Annotated in this window: 15 protein-coding genes and 1 pseudogene; 4 read left to right on the top strand and 12 right to left on the bottom strand. The window is 50.9% G+C overall.

The window, feature by feature from the left end; genetic code table 11:
* Positions 1–12 precede the first annotated feature (12 nt).
* From ACI6NM_RS09545 to ACI6NM_RS09490, 12 genes and pseudogenes are all read right to left on the bottom strand, one after another.
* Entirely contained in the window at positions 13–1923 is a 1911-nt protein-coding gene (locus ACI6NM_RS09545) for a VirD4-like conjugal transfer protein, CD1115 family (protein ID WP_049893279.1), read from the bottom strand.
* Between the two features lie 23 nt (positions 1924–1946).
* The gene (locus ACI6NM_RS09540; protein WP_009258059.1) at positions 1947–2933 is read right to left on the bottom strand and encodes a hypothetical protein; all 987 of its coding nucleotides are present in this window, start codon (positions 2931–2933) and stop codon (positions 1947–1949) included.
* 285 nt (positions 2934–3218) lie between these two features.
* Positions 3219–3881 (bottom strand): DUF6100 family protein, encoded by a 663-nt coding sequence (locus ACI6NM_RS09535; protein ID WP_009258060.1) that lies wholly within the window; start codon positions 3879–3881, stop codon positions 3219–3221.
* On the bottom strand, positions 3882–4409 hold the full coding sequence (locus ACI6NM_RS09530; RefSeq protein ID WP_009258061.1) for a DUF5697 family protein: 528 nt from the start codon (positions 4407–4409) through the stop codon (positions 3882–3884).
* A gap of 150 nt (positions 4410–4559) precedes the next feature.
* A pseudogene (locus ACI6NM_RS09525) lies at positions 4560–5306 on the bottom strand (SPL family radical SAM protein); the annotation flags it as partial.
* A 285-nt stretch (positions 5307–5591) separates the two neighbouring features.
* A complete protein-coding gene (locus ACI6NM_RS09520) occupies positions 5592–8657 on the bottom strand; it encodes a VirB4 family type IV secretion system protein (protein WP_071698951.1) in 3066 nt (1021 codons plus the stop codon).
* 36 nt (positions 8658–8693) lie between these two features.
* On the bottom strand, positions 8694–10070 hold the full coding sequence (locus ACI6NM_RS09515; RefSeq protein WP_071698952.1) for a C39 family peptidase: 1377 nt from the start codon (positions 10068–10070) through the stop codon (positions 8694–8696).
* On the bottom strand, positions 10070–11062 hold the full coding sequence (locus tag ACI6NM_RS09510) for a hypothetical protein (RefSeq protein ID WP_009258065.1): 993 nt from the start codon (positions 11060–11062) through the stop codon (positions 10070–10072). The genes ACI6NM_RS09515 and ACI6NM_RS09510 overlap by 1 nt, the downstream gene beginning before the upstream one ends.
* Positions 11063–11073: 11 nt before the next feature.
* Positions 11074–11784 (bottom strand): hypothetical protein, encoded by a 711-nt coding sequence (locus tag ACI6NM_RS09505; protein WP_009258066.1) that lies wholly within the window; start codon positions 11782–11784, stop codon positions 11074–11076.
* A gap of 40 nt (positions 11785–11824) precedes the next feature.
* Positions 11825–12136 (bottom strand): fimbrial protein, encoded by a 312-nt coding sequence (locus tag ACI6NM_RS09500; protein WP_227123557.1) that lies wholly within the window; start codon positions 12134–12136, stop codon positions 11825–11827.
* Positions 12137–12469: 333 nt separating this feature from the next.
* Positions 12470–13021, bottom strand: coding sequence for a hypothetical protein (locus ACI6NM_RS09495; RefSeq protein WP_009258068.1), 552 nt, complete (start codon positions 13019–13021; stop codon positions 12470–12472).
* A gap of 16 nt (positions 13022–13037) precedes the next feature.
* Positions 13038–14174, bottom strand: a complete 1137-nt coding sequence (locus tag ACI6NM_RS09490; RefSeq protein WP_009258069.1) for a MarR family transcriptional regulator — start codon at positions 14172–14174, stop codon at positions 13038–13040.
* Positions 14175–15092: 918 nt separating this feature from the next.
* Between ACI6NM_RS09490 and ACI6NM_RS09485 the strand changes: the two genes are divergently transcribed.
* From ACI6NM_RS09485 to ACI6NM_RS09470, 4 genes are read left to right on the top strand one after another with little or no spacing between them, the layout of a single operon-like run.
* Positions 15093–15296: a hypothetical protein gene (locus tag ACI6NM_RS09485; protein ID WP_223385014.1), complete on the top strand. Its 204-nt coding sequence runs from the start codon at positions 15093–15095 to the stop codon at positions 15294–15296.
* On the top strand, positions 15293–16222 hold the full coding sequence (locus tag ACI6NM_RS09480; RefSeq protein ID WP_002304312.1) for a DUF6017 domain-containing protein: 930 nt from the start codon (positions 15293–15295) through the stop codon (positions 16220–16222). Before ACI6NM_RS09485 ends, ACI6NM_RS09480 begins: the two co-directional genes overlap by 4 nt.
* 6 nt (positions 16223–16228) lie before the next feature.
* The gene (locus tag ACI6NM_RS09475; RefSeq protein WP_002304313.1) at positions 16229–17056 is read left to right on the top strand and encodes a ParA family protein; all 828 of its coding nucleotides are present in this window, start codon (positions 16229–16231) and stop codon (positions 17054–17056) included.
* Positions 17013–17939, top strand: coding sequence for a ParB/RepB/Spo0J family partition protein (locus ACI6NM_RS09470; protein WP_002304314.1), 927 nt, complete (start codon positions 17013–17015; stop codon positions 17937–17939). The genes ACI6NM_RS09475 and ACI6NM_RS09470 overlap by 44 nt, the downstream gene beginning before the upstream one ends.
* The last annotated feature ends 3 nt before the right edge of the window (positions 17940–17942 follow it).

Raw genomic sequence — 17942 nt, 5'->3', positions numbered from 1 at the left:
CTATGTTTTGTATTAAGAAAGGATCGAGTCCTTATCTGTCGTGATGATGCCATTCGGAGCCTCTGCGGTAGGAACGGCTGCGGTCTGCTTGGTGTTGGTAGATGTGCTGGCCGCCTTCGGCTTTTTCTTCACTGGCTTTTTAGGCGCGGGAGCCTGCGGCTTTGGCTGCGCCGCAGAGGGTTTCGGTTGCTCCTGTTCCAGCCTGCGCCATTCGGGGATATGGGCGGATGCCTTGCAGGAACGGAGCTTGGATGCCTCCGGATGTTTGGAATAGTCCATTTTGTCTACCTTGAGAACTTTTTGCCCCCGGATGATGACCAGCGCCTGCTTGATAGGGAGCCGCAGAACTTCGTCCGGGGTGAGGACAGGACGCTTGCCGACACCAGAGGTTTCCCGGTATTCCGGCGTGTAGTTGGAGATACGCCAGGTACCCAGCTGCTTGGATTTGCTGGATACCGACACAGAAGCCAGTCCCGTGCGGGAAGAAATAAACTCCGCCGTCAATTCATCTGTGCAGCCCAGGAACAACTGCGCGTCGCAGTTGCCCAGAATTTCCTGCCAGAGATTGAGAGGATACCGATTCTGCAAGCCCGCCAAGTTCTGAAACACACAGCTCATAGAGATATTTCTTGAACGAATGACGCTTAACCGGCGGGAGAGGTCTGGAATGGTGCCGCAGGCTGTTAATTCTTCACCCAGGACATGCACCGGTACCGGCAGTTTGCCTCCTTCGCAGTTCTTGTCTGCATACCGCACCAGCTTGATGAAGCAGAAGGACAGGAACAGGCTTGCCAGAAAGTCAAAGGTGCTGTCCTGGTCGCTGGTAACAAGGAAGTAGGCGCACCGCTCTTGGCCGGGCAGCTCCAAGTCAATTTCATCCCGGGTGGTGATTTTCTTGATGAGTTCCGACTGGAACACCTGCAGACGGGAGCCGAGGCCGATGATGACGCCGCTACGAACTGTATCGCTGGCCTGCTTATACAAGCTGTATGGCGCTTTGGCCGGATGGGTGGGCGGCAAGTTCTCAAACAGGCTGTCCAAATCGGACTCGCCGCTTAAAGTCAGCAGCCGGTACACCTCTCCGATATTGCGGTTTTGTTCAGCATAACTCTGGTCCACATAGAGGACGAGGGCCTTCAGCAAGTTCATCTCACAGGAATCCCAGAAATGGTCACCCTTGCCGTTGTTGATGGTGTTCTTAATGATGACATCTACAAAAAGCTGCGCCATCAGTTCCTGCCCCTCCACTTCGGAAAGGCAGTTCCAACTGTCCGAGTTTTCCGGATTGACCAAATTGAACACCTTGACACAGTACCCCTGATCCCGCAGATACTCGCTGGATTTTTCGTAGAGCTCACTTTTCGGATCTGAAATAATCAGGGATTCTCCGCGGACCGCCGCCTGAAGGATACGATTCATGCAAAAGGACCGGGTTTTCATGCTGCCGCTGGAGCCATACACAGCCAGATTGCCGTTGATATGGGGATTTTCGGGAATACAGACAGCCTTGTTGTCCAGCATTCCCAGTACAACGCCTTTATGCTTGCGCAGGTCAGGCACCAGATCCAACACACCGGCCATCTCCTTGCGGCTCATCCAGCCGGAAGTACCGTAAGTGCCCTTGGCCGAGTAAATGAAATTCCGGTCAGTATCATATTCGCCGGTATCGCTGTAGCCCATGCGCATGACCATGAGCAGCAAAATTGCCAACAGGCCGATGCAGATCAGGACACCGTACACTCCATAGGGTGGATGAAACACGGAGGCCAGACAGGTAAAAAAATCAGGCGACGCCATCGCCGGAGAAGTTCCGTCTCCGGGGATGCCGCCGCCCTGTTTCCACGCCGCGTAATTGCCAAACAGCTGTGCCAGGAAACCGCCTGCGTATAGAATCGCAAATACGGCGGCCGGCGCTGCTGCCAGGCCTATGATTAGTTTCTTTTTGTTTATGGGAACAACCTCCCCTCGAATTTTGTAAAGTCAATGGTTTGCAGGTGTACCCGGTCACTGCAATAGCGGCGCAGCACATCTGCTTGAAAATCAAAGCAGATCAGCGTACCGGGGCGTTCCATCAGTTCGAGGGCGGTGTTGAAACGCACGATCCGCGGCAGATCGCAGAAGTAACCGAACAGCACCGGCGTTCCATCCGGCTCTGCGGCATCCTGCTCCATGGCCCTGCCGGGATTGCCGGCGTAGAGGCCCTGTGACAGAATGCGGTCAAGTTCCGCGGTTTTCACAGGGTCACACAGTAACGCCAGTATCACCTCCCCCTGATGGTCATTGGTTAGGAAATAAAAGTGGTCGTAGCTGCCGTCCAGCATGAAGTAGTCATGCTTGGCCCCACCGGTACTGGTGAGTATCTGGTAGGCCAGGTCCATGCTGTCCCCCAATACCAGTCCATGTACCTGTTCGACACGGTACTGCTGGGCCAGACGCTGCTGGCATAGAATGTTCCAGAGGAGTGTTTTTACCCGCAGTTCGGATTTGTAGCGCCACTTCATCAGAGCGCTCCCGCTATTGTAGGTCACAAAGATGCCGGTGGGGACCAGCAGCACCCCTGCGAAGCGGGAGCTTCGGATCTGGGTGGCATCAGCCCCCAACTCCTTGACTTCGCGTGAACTGTAAAACGCGGGATATGTTACAGTTTCGCCGCCAAAACCGGTCTGGGCAAAGACCTTCGGCTTTTCATCCGGGTAGAGCAATACCCCGGCATTGCCCATAGTAATATAGGTTTCCGCGAGGCGGTGGAGCCGAAACCTCCGGTTTGCTTCGCTTTTGAGCCGGTTGGTTTCTGCGTCTCCTGTAAGGCAGAATGTAAAACGCTCGGGCCATCCGTCCAGCAGAGCTGACTTGGCTTTGATCCCCAGCCGATAGCCCCGGAGCCGATCCCGGTAGTAGGTGCGCAGCAGTCCGGCCTTTTTGAGCGCAGTCACGACCGCCTCCAAGTAGTAAGGGCTGGCGGGAAGGCGGTTGAGCTGGCTGGTGGGGAACTCTCCCGAAATAGCGGTCAGCGATAAAAGCCGGAACGGAAGCGTATCCGGCTGTGGAAAATAGTTGGTGCTTTTCCCAAGTAGTCACCTCCCTTGAAAGCACAGGATTTTTACCGTAATGACTGAGGACTTCGGTAAAAATGGGCCTCCCCATGAGGGGAAAAAGCCCGGAAAATCGGGCGTTTCAGCCGCTTCGCTGGATGTCGGGCCGGAGAAGGCCCAAAATGGTCAAAAATCCGAGATGGATTGTAGACTCGTTTTATGCTCCGTCAGCCATTGCGGAAAACGCTGCTTCTCCATGATATAGATTTTTGTGCAATCCTGGTCGCCCAGTTCGGCCGTGTTATAGGCATCGCACAACAGGCCGGTATCATCAGCCATCACAAAGGAAGAGAGAAGATCCAGTAATTGCTTTTCCGATAAATTATCGTAATCGCGTATCCGCCTGTCGGGAAGTGCCCGGTCATAGACCTGGGCGAAACAGACAACGCAATCGCGGTAATACGGAAGTGGGTGTTCTCTTGCGTATTGATCAAGGACAAAATAGAGCGGGTCCAACAGGAACTCATCGCTTTGCCGCTGTTTGCGCTTTGGCAGCAAACAGGGCAGCGTCACCTCCAGCACCCTGTCCTCGCAGTTGACAGTGATGCCGTGCGTTGCACCGGCGGATTTGAGATAGTCACCTTTGCGGATGGTTGTGCTGGAATAAATCAGATGCCGCAGCCGGCAGGCAATCCGCTCTGCCCGTAAAGCGGCATCTATGGAAAGTGTTTCATAGTTGTCGGGGTAACGCTGGATGTCAGTGGTGTCCAGCGCGTACAGCGCATTACTCAGACGGGATATATCGTCGAGAATGCTTCCAATGCGGTGGGATATTAGTTTTCGATCCAATCATGTGCCTCCTGCTTTCTTGAAATAATTTGTCTGGCCTTCCTCGTCTACAGTACAAAATCCGGATATGCCCGGACAGTCGATTTGGGCGATTTGCGCCGGAGTATCGACCAGCATGATACGGCGGCTTCCCCCTTTGTTGCCCCGCAGAGCATGGCAGACAAGTGCCTCCTGCCCGGCGGCAATATAAGCAATCTCATATAATTCACCGTCGGCAAAAAACACGAGTTTAACGGGAAAATCAGCCGGAGCGTGGTAATCTACCTGCCGGATGAAGTCCAGCAGGACCCACACTGCCCGGACAAGCGCATGGTCAGTTTTTGGTGTTTGCCCTGCCAGGAAATAACCACCGCCGTCTGTTTGAAAAATGCGGCCCTGCCTCTCCAAATGAGAGAGCAGGGCCTTTGTAGTATCTTCTTTGCCAGGGTGAAAACAAAGAAGCTGGTGTTCACAGAGGCCGGGGTACATCGTCACGATCCGTAGCAAGTCCGTAGCCTCGTTCCCATAGATTTCAGCCCTGGTCTTCATGGGGCTCACCTCCTTTATTAAAGGCGCCAATCAGACGCCTTCAAAGCGCATTGTTAAATAGGAATTGTGGAAAGACGCCATTAGAGCGTCAATCCGGCGTTTTTCGAGAATAGTAGGAAAAAAAGGCGTCTTATAGGCGTATTGGAACTGTCAATGATGCGTTTTCCGGAGATTACAGCAATCCTCTTTATTGGGATTTACAAAATCCCTCCAGAATTGATAGTGTTCCGTTACATCTTCACAGATTGTCTTCTGCGGAATATGGATTTTTTCCACGATCCGCTGCTTTTCTTTCAAAGGAAGATGATGGTAGCCTCCCTGCCGCACGGTATATTTAGAGAAATCAACACCCCGAAACCACTGCTTAATCCACGAATTGACGCGCAGAAATTCAACCACACACCGCTCAATTCCCAAATCATTCAGCTTGTCGAAATCCATGTATTCCTCGATGATGGGGCTTAATCGGATTGCCACATCATACCCTTCCGCTTGCAGAGCCTGAATTGCGCGGATGCGCTGGCTGGGAGGACTGGCCTTTTCAAATTGGGCGGTTTGTGCATCGTCCAGGCAGGTCACGGTAATTTGAATATGGGCCAGTTCCTTGTCCAAGATCTCTAAATACTCCGGGGCAGCGGGAAGTGCAGACTTCGTGACGATGAGATAGCTTACCCTGCATAGATTCATCTCCTGGATGGTCTGGTAGGTAGTGTGGTACTGGAGTTCACAGGGCTGAAAACAGTCTGTCATGCCTCCAAGCCTGATGATGCTTCCGGATGGGAGACTGCGGATTTTCCGCCGGACCTTTTCAATGTCTGCAACACGAGGATGCGCCGCATCCCATAATCCACGAAAATGAAGCAATGAACGGGCATAGCAGTAGTTACAGTTGTGTTGACAGCCGCAGCCGTAAGTATCTAAACGGGTGTTATATTTGCATTTGTCGCCTTCATTGCCTCCAACTTGCTTAAAGAAACTCTTAAACTCGCTTTATATCACCTCTAAATTCATTGTTTGATTACTTTATTGTCGAATACATTGGACTCACCTCATATAAAATTCTAAATGGTTGCGGAGGACGGTACTGCCCCGCCGTCTGTTGGTAAAGCATCCAACCATGTTCTTTACACTACTCCGCGCAATAAAGGGAGGCGCTTCCGCACCTCCCAGAGAAAATGCCTTTTAAGCGGAATCAGCTTGTTCTTGGCGCTTGCGCTCCAAAAGCTCCCGCAGTTCCCTGCGGTCTGTGGTTATGAGATCTTTTTCCAATGGACTGGCCTTGAACTCCACCATGATATTGTTGTTATTGGTGGAGATCAGACCGCTGCCGCGCTCAAAGTGTGTGACCTCCATCGTTTCTGCGTCAGAGAGATGGAGGGTTTCCTGGACACGCTCCGCTTCGTCATCCTCCAGATTGAGAATGATCTTAGTCTTGCTGTTGTTGATGATGCCTTTCCCGAAACGGCCTTCGTCCAGATTGAAAAAGTCGTTAAGGTCCTGGCTGGCGCAGATCGCTGATCCACCGAAGCCGCGAATCGTCTTGAAAATTTCCAAAACGAAATCACCGGCCAGCCTGGTACCCGTGGCGCCTGCGCCGGAAAGAAGCTGCCAGCACTCGTCAATAAAAATGGCTTTTTCCTCGGTGCGGTCAGCTTTGGCGCGGTCCCAAACGAAATCAAGGGCCACGAACATCCCCACAGTCAGCAAATCACCAGTAAGCGAGGAAATATCCAGTACGGTGTACTTATTATCCAGCCGCACATTGGTCTGCTTGTTAAAGGTACTGGCGGAGCCATTCACCAGACGGTTGAGGATATGGGCCATGCGAGTGGTTTCCGGGGCGGCCTTCAAAATCTCATATAAATCGCCCAGCACCGGCATCTCCCGGTAGTAGCCCGGATTGGCCGGGTCTTCCAATGAGGCGTTGTCATGAGTGATACCTTTGGAATTGTAGGTGCGGATCAGAGCCTCATCCAACAGCTGTCGTTCCTCGTGAGACATATCAGGGATCAACAGACTGAAAAATATGTGGAGTTGCTGGATTTTGGCGGCCAGTTCGGAGAGCTGGATTCCCGGCCCGTCCAGAAGCTCACTGACCGACCGATCCACCTTGCGGATCTCCATCACATTGATGCAGTGCGGGCTGGCCGGGGAAATCTGGATAAACTCCCCGCCTACATTGGCACAGGCACGGTGGAATTCGTGCCCCTTCAACGGTGCAATGATGAAAACGGGAATGTTTTTCCGCCTCATTCTTAACGCCATGAGCTGCATCGTAAAGGTCTTGCCTGCGCCGCTGGTACCCAGGATCGCCATATTGGCGTTCTTGTAAATCGCAGAGTTGAAAATATCCACGATGATGAGGGAACTGTTATATTTGTTGACCCCCAGAAGGATTCCATTGTCATCGCACATCTCAAACGAAGTGAACGGATAGCAGCTGGCCGCGCCTCCAGTCAACAGGTTGCGCTTACCACGCTCGAACAGTCCCTTTTCCATGGAAACCAGCGGGAGGGCAGAACAAAATGCCTGCTCCTCCCGAAAATGGCAGTTGCAGACATCCATATCCTGCGAAAGCAGGAGCTTTTTTATTTCGCTGGCCTTCCACTCCAGGTCCTCCACAGAAGGGGCAGTCACAGTAATCAACAAGTTGAGATAATAGAAATCTTCGTTATTCGCAAGGCCCTCCTTCAGAAAATAGCCGCTCCGAATAGCGCCGTCTATATCATCGAAGTCCGTGTTCGTGTCGCTGGCATCCTTGATTTTTGACCGGTTGATGCGGAGCTGCTGGCCGACCCGCTGAATAATGCGCTCTTTGGGTTGGCGTGAAAGAAACATATCGAGGTCAATGCCATCACCGGCATTGACGATCAAACTCAGCCAGCCCGCGGGCACCTGTGTTTTGTAACCATCTGATGGGACGAGCAGATAAGTATAGTACAGCCCGTCTATGCAGAGATACCGTCCATGGGTGAAGTCGATGCTTTTGGGAGCAGCAAATTCAGCCGCCGGGATGCGGTCAATCTCGCCCTCCCGCCCCTTGTCGAGATACTGTGCCACAATTTCCTGTGCCCGTACCGACAGGGGCTTGACCGCACTTTCATTTCGGCACAACAAATTATAGAAAACATCTACGGTAAATTCGTCCTCGTTTTCGTGGACAACGACCTCGTTGCCGCATTGACGCAGGTAATTGGATGCCGTGTGGACAGCACTTTGGAGAGATTGGATTGCCTCATCTTCCTGTTCGGAGCGCCGGGTATTGGCCCAGGGCTCATACTCGAAAATCAGGAAAAACCGCCGGGTCACAGCTTCCCGGGAGCCGACCTGCTGCACAAAGTTCAGGTAATCCTCCTGCATCAAGCGGCACTGCTCGTTTTCCTCATGGGCCATCTCCTGGCGCACCGTGTCCAGGTGGCGGTTGATGTCCGCACGGCGGGTCAGAACCTTGATTTGGAGCTTGATGGGCGAGATCTTCAGGTACGAAACGAAGGAGTAGATGATATTCCTCTGTTCCCGGGCGCTGCGCAGCATAAAGTTGATGGGGACAACTTCGACCACCTTGACAAAGCGATGGTCTTTGGTATAGATAATGCCGTTCTCCACTTTCTCAATGGGCAGATAATCCGCCACTGGATTGAGGCAGGCGGGCTTCTGCTCCTTGACACGGGCGGGGCGTTTGGGCAGGCGTTCCTTTTCATGGCGCTTTTTTGCGTTCTTTTTTGCCTTATTGCCCTTGGCAGGACGATCCTTTTTAGCATTTTTCTTGGGCCGGAGCTTTTCACGGATTTCATATCCGCGGACTTCATCAAACTCAGCGGGGAAATCTGCTTCACCAGACCGCCGGCGCTTCGGCGCCTTGGGCTTTCTCTCCTTTGGAGGCTTCTGTTTGAGATGCTTGCCGGCTGATTTGGAGGGAGCCGTTTTTTCACAGGGCTGTTCACCGTCACCGCCGACAACGCGGCGATTCCGCAGGTATTTCAGAAAAGTGATCAGAAACTGCGAGAGACTTTCCCCTGAAATGCCAATGAGGGCAACCAATGCCACCGGGAGCGCAGTCAGGCATAAAGCAATAATGCGGGCGGTCAGCCCAAATGGAAGGCACAAAAAAACCGGCGTCCCAATGGCAAGTGCCAGGATGCCGGCTTCAATCACATTCCGCGCACGGAACATACCGCCAAAAAAAGTGCCTGTTTCTATGAAGTTCGGCGGTATGATATAAATATCATGGTCATTCTTGTTGCTCATGTATTACCTCGTTTCTGATGCCGGGGTGCGGTGCGGTCAGCCAATAATCCAGAAAGGACCGCCTGCTGCCGCACGGCGGCTTGCTTCATTTAAGATGATGGACAGATCCCACAACTGCCCGCTTCGCTTGTAACTGGCCGGGTCAGCCACCATGATCTGGCCGTCTTTTACGCCACGGAGAACAATGAAGTGGCCGGATGAGGTAAAATGGCCTTCGGACATAATTGCCACGACCAGCTTGCCATCTGCGAGAGCGTCCAGAATCCGCTGGGGCTCGGAAGTCGTGCAGCCGGATACCGGAAGGCCCCATTCCTCCGCAGCAGCAGGGATCAATGCGTGATAAGAGCCGCTGCTTTTGCACCAATAGCCATTGTCATATGACCACTTTGCCATTTCCACCGGGTCTACCATATCGTCCGTGAGGGAGGAAACCACGATTGCCATGGCGGTGGGCCCGCACCCATAGCCGCCGATGTTATCGGTGCCATAGGGTTGACTGGCATAGCGTTCATCCAGCTGATTGTAATAAACAACCGGGGTCCCGCCGTCGGTAAAGGTTACATCTCCAAGGGAGGGGATACTGTTCCCTGTCCACTCGTCCACATTTTGCAGCAGGCCGTCGCCTAAAAAGAGACTTAGGTTAGAGGCATAATCGGACGCCAGTTCTTTCTGCTCATCCGTAAGCGCGAAAACATGGTCGGCAAGATAAGACTCGCCGTTGTAGCGAATGGTATAGATCATCCAGATCTCGGTGGAGATGGTTTCCTCACCGGTCTCCGGATCTTCGGATGTGACCTCACGGCTCTCCCGCACACTGGTATAAGAGTATAGATGCTCTTTGTTCTCCCGCAGGACAGTGGACAGGTCATCCAGCGAAATGCTCTCAAAGTCTTCATCCCGGGCAGCGCAATACTGTGAAACGATGAGGTTGGCGTTGTAGACCAGGCCGGAAGAATAGGGGTTTTTGACCTCCATTTTGTCGGCGCCAGAAGAGGCAAAGTCCACTTCGATACGGGCCATCACATCATCCAGCGCCTCACCCAGAATGGCGTTGATGGCAAAGGTAATGTCGTTGGCGTTTTCTACGATGGCGGTTTCGCTGTTGAGGATAGGCGTGTCAGGATCAGCTGGTGAAAAGGCATTGACCAGCCCTCCAAAAATCAGGCCGGGCAGCATCAGGAGGAAAAGGACAGGCAGCAAAAGCAGAATGGCAATGACGGCAATGATTTTGCCGATGTGCTTTCGGCCGGCCCAGACGGCCCCAGCCACAGCCCCATAGGGGCCGGCGGCGGCAGCGCCTTTCGCTGCTCCAGAGATGGCCTTGCCAGCTTTGATAGCGCCTTTGACCGTATGTGCGGCAGAGGCCGCAGCATCTACTGTTTCGGCGGAGCTGTTTTTTTGTTCTTCAGCCATTAGAGTTTGTCCTTTCTTTTGGGAGTAGGCGGCAGTTTCTTCACGATGGATTCGTGATAGGCAATCGAGCCGTCCGGTGCCATATAGGGGGATTTTTCAACCGCATCCGCGGCATACTGCTTATACCAGGCAGTACCATCTACAGCGTGAACGGTTGTGTATTGGCCTTCCGGCGCCACATACTGGTCTGCATGATACATACCAAAAGCGATGCCTTCTGGATGCTCCGGAGTGACTTCTGTGCCGGTAATGCGGCCGCCGCCAATCTCCACATTCTGATAAGTGGGAATATTCTCGGCCCCGGGCTCCAATGCCGCATGACCCATGTAGGAATGCAGAGCTTCTACAGCTTTATCCCCGGTCATAGTTCCCATCTGGGTGATACTCCCGGTAGCAACCGATCCTATGACATTGTTGGCAAAATTGCCTCCTTTGCTTACGGAGGAGGCGTAGATATGTCCACCGATGCCGCCTGCAGCGCCGCCGACCAGCCCACTTAATCCGGAGGGCTTGGCATCCGGGGGCGTTGTGGCCGTTTTGACCGCATTATTGGTAACATTCCTTTTAATCACGCCGGCCAAGCCACCGCTGGCAAAACCAGCGCCGAATCCAGCACCGCCTTTTCCGCCACCGTTTGCACGGACATGGGAGGAATGACTGCTGCGGCCTCCCGCAAAGTGATTGCTGGCAAAGCTCTTAAATCCGCTGAATCCCCTGGCCGCAATCATAGCCTCCGCCAGCATACTGCCTCCGGTATGGCCGACATTGACGCCCAGACTTGCCATAAAAGAATCGATCTTCTGTGATACTTTAAGAAATCCGATTGCGCACATAAACCAGATCAGCACATTCCCCGAAACGGCTTCTTTGCCTACGGCGTCCACTTGTGCCTGGACTTCTTCCTCCGAAATAGCGAAAGCAGGCTGGCAGAACAGACAGGAGAGAGCTGCGACCATCAGCGCAAGGAACAAAATTTTCTTGAGTCTTTTCAAAATGGCCCTCCTTACAAAGAGAGCGGGTTGGAGATAAACGAACCAACCATGCTCGTGAACAGGCGCAGGCACCAGGCGTTCATCAGCAGAAGAAAAATCTGACCGCCCAGCATCCGGCACCAGGATTTCCAGATGTTTGATGTTGTCTGGCTTGCCCCCATGGAAAAGGCTACTGGAGCCGTATAGACCAGCACGCCGAGCAATACATATCGCTCTGCCGCTTCCAGCAGCAACTTCAGGTAGTTCCACGCCAGAATGATGACTAAAATCAGAGTGATAAGGGCCACAGCCCCATTGGCGCACACCCCGATGATGACCAGCATGACAGAATTGAAATCCGCAAAACTGAGTGCCGGCAGCTCCGAATCCATAATCCAGTTATACGGTGTGCCGCCGATGGTCAGGATCATGCTGACAATCTCATTGGAGAAGAACGCTAAAAGAATAAAAATGACGGACCGGATGCTCAATTTGAGCGGGTCTTCCGCTTCAATACCGGCTCCCAGGCCAAAGTTCTTGAACAGCTGCCACACCCAGTTAAGGAGAATGATACCGATGCCCAGTGCCACAAAAACGCTGTACATCGTTTCGGCCGCGGGAAAGTAGCGCAGAAATACCGCCATATCGCAGCCCAGTGCCCCCAAAACCGAGGTGGTTATCAAGTCAAGGCCCGCCATGACCTGCTCTGCAATCCATTCAACAATGCCGTCCAGAATACCCATAGGTCATGCCTCCTTTCGTCGGGTATCAATGTGATGCCGATCAACCTGCCCACTGACCACCCTCAAAGAAGGGGACGATATAGGACATGATAAAGCCCAGACTGTTTAAGATGGCCCAGGTGATAACAATTCGTTTGAGCCAAGCTCTGCTTTCATCCACCGTTTTACCAGAACGGGAGAAATTCATGAGCAGCAATGCTACCGAAGCGGTCACAATGGCCGCAATCGTGGAGATAGCGAGGATCTGCGTGTAGACATCCTGCATGATTTCTGTGGCCTTTGTCCAAACATCGGTTGCGGCAAAGGCCGGCTGGCTGAACATCAATGAGACGGTGGGACACAGAAACGCCATATAAGCGATTCTGCCAATGGAAAAACGGCGCGGAGGGCTGGTATCGCCGTTTCGCTTTTGGTGAGGAATCTTGCGTTTTTTCAATTTTCGGACCTCCAATCCAAATGTAATATGCGGGACTCAAACAAAAGAGGAGCCCGCAGCTCTTGTAATAGATGCGGGCTCCCTCCCCAATCGGCCGGTCATTAGGGCAGCAAAAAAGCACCTTGAAAAAGGTGCCGTTCACTGCCTGCATTCAGTTTTGGGTGCAAGTTTGAGCATATTCAGTTTAGCACACCAGGATTTACGGCTCAAGGGCAGGAATGCGCCAATTTCATTCCCGTATTCTGCCAATTATTTGCCCTTGGCCTTTTCATCTGGTTTTGGCGCTGGAAAGAACTGTTCCAGCATATCCAAACTGTCTTTGGAGGTGTACCCCCATAGTACGGAACTGAGTGCGTCAATGGCTTCCCTGCGCCTGCGGTAGTAAGTACGGAATGAGATGTCCCGGATATGCGGACGCAAATTCTCGATGATCTCCTCCACATTTTTGAGTTGCTGCGGGGAGAGGAAGGAGTAGTAAAGCAGCCAGTAATAGGCCTCGCCGTTCTTGTGGCGGGTACGAAGCAATTCGACTGCTGAATCCAAAAGTTTCAGCATTTTGTGGCTGCGCTCAATGCACTTAGCATGGTGTTCAATATCGCTCCCATTCAGATCGGCGCCGGCCAGATAGATGGAATCCAGAAATTCCTCGATGGATGTGCCGTATTCGATCTCAAACTTGGAACGCACATGCTGGACAGAAATTTCCAGGCTCCACACCACATCGCGGTATTTTTTCAACAGTTTCCAGGTATCATGGTACAGCGGGTTTTCTGCGACATCTTTTTCAACAAATTTCTTCATGGTAAGACCTCCTTATTCAATTCTCCGCGACGGGAGAGAGTGTAAGTTCAAAAGTGGTGACCTGCCTGTTCCCGCACAGAATGGACAAGCCAAAACAGAGCGTTGACTGTTCCCGTGCGCGGGGTAGTAAATCTTCCCGGCAGTCGCCCGATAAGGGATATAACTTATAGCGGGAGAGGGGACAACCAAAGCACGAAATCCCTTGTGCCATCAGGATTTGAGCCATCTTTTGGATGATAATTTCAATGTGCGATTTTGAAACGCTATTGAGTTCGTTTGAAACGATAACCTCATGCTCTATACTTGGTGTGTTTTGGCTGGAGCCTGATTCATCGGGGAGTTCCAAATGGATGTTGAGCGTCATAGCGACCTCCTCTTTGTCCACCATAACATCCGATATTTCAAACATGGTGGACAGGTAATTTTTCAAATAGACCACGCTGCCGTGTCGGCCCGGGAAGGACATAAGGGAGATATAGTCCAGTGCGGCCAGCTTTTTGAGGACGCGGCCGACTGTCGCCCGGGACACCCCCCAGCGGACAGCCAGTTCAGTGTAGGCAACAAGAGGATTGCCGGTGCCGTTGCGGAAATAGACTACTGGCCCCAGGTCTGACCCCTGTACCTGATTATCGTTGTAGACGGCTGAAACCCAGAGGTCCAGAATAATATCCATTTCGGAGCATCGGCTTGTGCTGATGAGATCTGTGACAACGGAAACGGGCAGAAAGAAAAAGCCGGTATCCTTTTGGCAGGGAGCATTATATTCAAGCACCGTGTTATGCCGCGCCCAGTCGCAAATTTTATAGCGGATCACATTGCCGCGATCCAGTGTATGAAAAGTGATAAAGTGCTGTTTCTGCAGTTGTTCCAGCACTGTCAACGCCTGGCATTGAAACCGTGTGCGAAACCATTGGGACACTTCCTTGAGTGTGCAGACCCATTCGCCCGGATAGATGGTATAGCTAATACCATCAATGCGGCGGTATGAAGTGCGGAAGTTTGCGTAGCTGCAAAGTACGGTAAAATAAAAAAGACCAGAGCCTCCGCTTGTGCGAATGCTCCGGTCTGCCATCAGCCGATGGACGAATTGCCGATAAATCCGGCATCGTGGGTAATCCACGACCTGTTTGATCTGTAATTGATAAGCCGGCATGGAAACCTCCTATTTTAAGATTGATTCTATTGCATAAAAATGATAAAATAGCCCGGGATGCGTATAAAAATAACACACCCCGGGCGGGCCGCTCTGCTAATAATCTGCTAATTTGCGTTTTTACAAAAGCTCAAAAATGCCGTCTGCTAATTTTTTGCTAATTGCGCGAAAGGTATTCCAGCGCCTTGAAACTGTGCAGAATGACACAAAACGGCGTGAGAAACCAAAAATTCATTGGGCTAAATTGACACAAAACGAAGCGGAATGTAGTGTAAGGGAATCGTAGGACAAAGAGTTATTTGTTCTCCTAAGCGTGGGGTCGGAGGTTCAAATCCTCTTATGGACGCCAGTGAACAACGCCGAAAGCCTTTGTTTTCAAGGGTTTTCGGCTTTTCTTATATAAAAAGCTACGAAAAAGCTCTTTCACTGTATGAGATAAAATTCTACTCCAAAATTTGATTTTTGACAACCCCTCCAGAATCGAACGGTTGTTATAAGACAAAATCGCCAGCTAATTTTTAGCAGAAAACGGGCTGTTCTTGCTAATGAAAATGCCCTTCCTGCTAATCAGCCCCAAAATCGTGCCAAAAATCCAGCTAATCAAAAAAGGCGGATGTTTTGAATACCATGCAGTTATAGCAGATAAAATTAAATATCGTTATGTACATAGAGCGTCTATTTGCCCCGCATTGGGGATGGATAGGCGCTCTTTTTTTATGCCCAAACCCATGGGCAAATACAAGAGATTGGAGGTGTTTTATTTGAGCAAGCCTGTTTATACCGCAGACAAGCCGAGCGACTGTCATTACTGCTACTTCTGGACGAATGGCAGAAAGGGCTGCCGTCTGGGTAGAAATAATTGCTACTACTTAATCTCTTTGCCGCCGAAACCCAAGTCGGAATGTGATGGCTGTCCCTATGGGCGAGATCACCCGTGCATTGGTTGGTGTACGAAGAAGGTTATGCGTGAAGTGGGGCTTCGTTGATATGGATGTGTATGAACAGGAATACCGCTTCTACTATTTTGCCCGATGTCCTTACGAAAAGACGGATACGACTTTCCGCAGCATTCCGCTGACAACAGAAAGTTTTCCGCAGAAAGAAGGTGGTGAAGCCGTGTGAGTTTTGATTATTTTTACGGTCAGCAATCCGATCTATTCACATTCTATCGAGTTCCGAAGGTGTTGTTCACGAACGAGAGGTTCTGGAATATTTCTGCCGATGCCAAGATGCTGTATGGCATTTTGCTTGACCGCATGAGCCTGTCTGCCAAGAATGGTTGGATAGATAAAAACGGTAGAGTGTATATCATTTTTACAATCGACGAAGCGAAGATGGCTCTGAACTGTGCTGAACAAAAGGCTATCAAGCTGCTCAGTGAACTTGAGAAGAAAGCAGGATTGATTGAACGTAAGCGCCAGGGTTTGGGAAAGCCCAACCTGATCTATGTGAAGAACTTTATCTCTGCTGTGGATTCACAACTCTTGAATTGTGAAAATCACAATTCTGGAACAATGGAAATCACAACTCAAGAACTTCCGAAATCACAATGTAATAATACTGATATTAAAAATACTGAATTTAGTGATACTGATTCTATCTTTCCTTCCGGAAATGGTGGAATGATGGACGAGAATGACCGGTATCAAGAATACTTTGATTATTTCTCGGATCAGCTTAGTATGGATTTGTTGAAGAAGGATTACCCTTACGATTCCGAAATGCTGGATAACATTCTGGAGTTGATCGTTGAAACAGTTTGCACGAAGCGACCGTTGATTCGCATTGGTGCAGAGGAGCGTCCGGCAGAAATTGTCCGCAGTCGGTTTATGAAACTGAATGCCGAACACATTCGATATGTTATGGACTGCTTCAAGGAGAACACCACAAAGATTAGAAATATCCGTCAGTATATGCTGACTACGATATACAATGCGCCGACGACAATAGACACCTACTACGATGCTCTTGTTCGGCACGATATGTCACACGGATATTTGGAAGGAGGATTTAAGAAATTGAAAATGAAGCGAGAGGAAGGAGAGTGACGATAAATGTCGAAAAAAGCAACCATCATTGCGGTGGTCAATCAGAAAGGAGGCACTGGAAAGACCACCACCACCGAGAATCTGGGCGTTGGCTTGGCTCTTGAAGGAAAAAAGGTGCTTCTGGTAGACACCGATCCCCAGGCTTCCCTGACGGTCAGTTTGGGCAATCCCTGCCCGGATGATCTGTCTCCGACACTTTCCGATCTGATGGGAAAGATTATGATGGAAAACCCTATTACTCCCGATGAAGGGATTCTTCATCATCCGGAGGGCGTTGATTTGGTGCCGTCCAACATCGAACTCTCAGGTATGGAGGTAGCACTGGTCAATGCCATGAGCCGGGAAACCATTCTCCGGCAATACCTGGATACAGTCAAACAGAATTATGATTACATTCTTCTTGACTGTATGCCGTCTTTGGGTATGCTGACCGTCAATGCGTTGGCAGCTGCCGACAATGTGCTGATACCGGTTCAGGCAGCATACCTTCCTGCAAAGGGTCTGGAACAGCTGCTTGGAACCATCAACAAGGTCAAGAGGCAAATCAACCCGAAACTGAGGATTGAAGGGATTCTTCTGACGATGGTGGACAGCCGCACCAACTACTCCAAAGACATCAGCAATCTGATTCGGGAGAGCTACGGCGGAAAGCTGAAGGTTTACAAGACCGACATTCCCCGCTCTGTCCGTGCAGAGGAAATCAGCGCAGAGGGAACCAGTATCTTCAAGCATGATCCCAAAGGCAAAGTTGCCGAAGCCTATAAAATTCTGACGAAGGAGGTGTTAAACAATGCAGAAAAAAGGCGCAAACATCAGCTTGAAGGGGTACGATGATATTTTCTCCACCGATCAATCCAGAGCTGAAGCCCAGCAGGAGCGTGTGCAGGAAATTCCACTTTCTGAGCTACACCCCTTTGAGGGACACCCCTTCCGTGTGGTTGATGATGAAGAAATGATGAAAACGGCAGAGAGCGTCCGAGATTTCGGAGTTCTCACTCCTGCGATTGTCCGTCCTGACCCCGACGGTGGTTATGAAATCGTTTCTGGTCACAGGCGGCACCGGGCATCGGAGCTTGCGGGTAAGGAAACCATGCCTGCGATTGTTCGTGACCTGGACGATGATGCAGCCATTATTTTGATGGTTGATGCGAATTTGCAGAGGGAGAGTATCCTGCCGAGTGAAAGAGCATTTGCTTATAAGATGAAGCTGGATGCGATTAAACATCAAGGTCAACGCACCGATTTAACTTCATCCCAAGTTGGGATGAAGTTGCAGGCAATGGATATAGTCGGTCAGGAGGCAGGAGAAAGCAGAAATCAGGTACACCGTTATATCCGTCTGACCGAACTGATTCCGGAACTGCTGGATATGGTAGATACGGGTCAGATCAAATTCAATCCTGCGGTGGAGCTTTCCTATCTGGCAAGTGAAGAACAGAAGGATTTTCTTTCTGCAATGGATTATGCTCAAGCAGCTCCTTCCCTTTCGCAAGCACAGCGAATTAAAAAGCTCGCACAGGAGGGCGAGTGTACGCTGGATGCGATGTGCGAGATTATGAATGAAATCAAGAAGGGAGAGCTGGACAGAGTAACCTTCAAAACGGATTCGTTGCGAAAATACTTCCCGAAGTCCTATACCAACAAGCAGATGGAGGATAAAATCATTCAGCTTTTGGAGCAATGGCAGAAAAAAAGAGAAAAATCAATGGAAAGGTAAGGT

This window comes from Pilosibacter sp. YYHA0881 (genome assembly GCF_051602715.1).
In the GTDB taxonomy this organism is placed as follows: domain Bacteria; phylum Bacillota; class Clostridia; order Lachnospirales; family Lachnospiraceae; genus Alitiscatomonas; species Alitiscatomonas aceti.
Note: the sequence above shows the minus strand (reverse complement) of the source record. Positions and strands in the feature narration are given on the sequence as shown.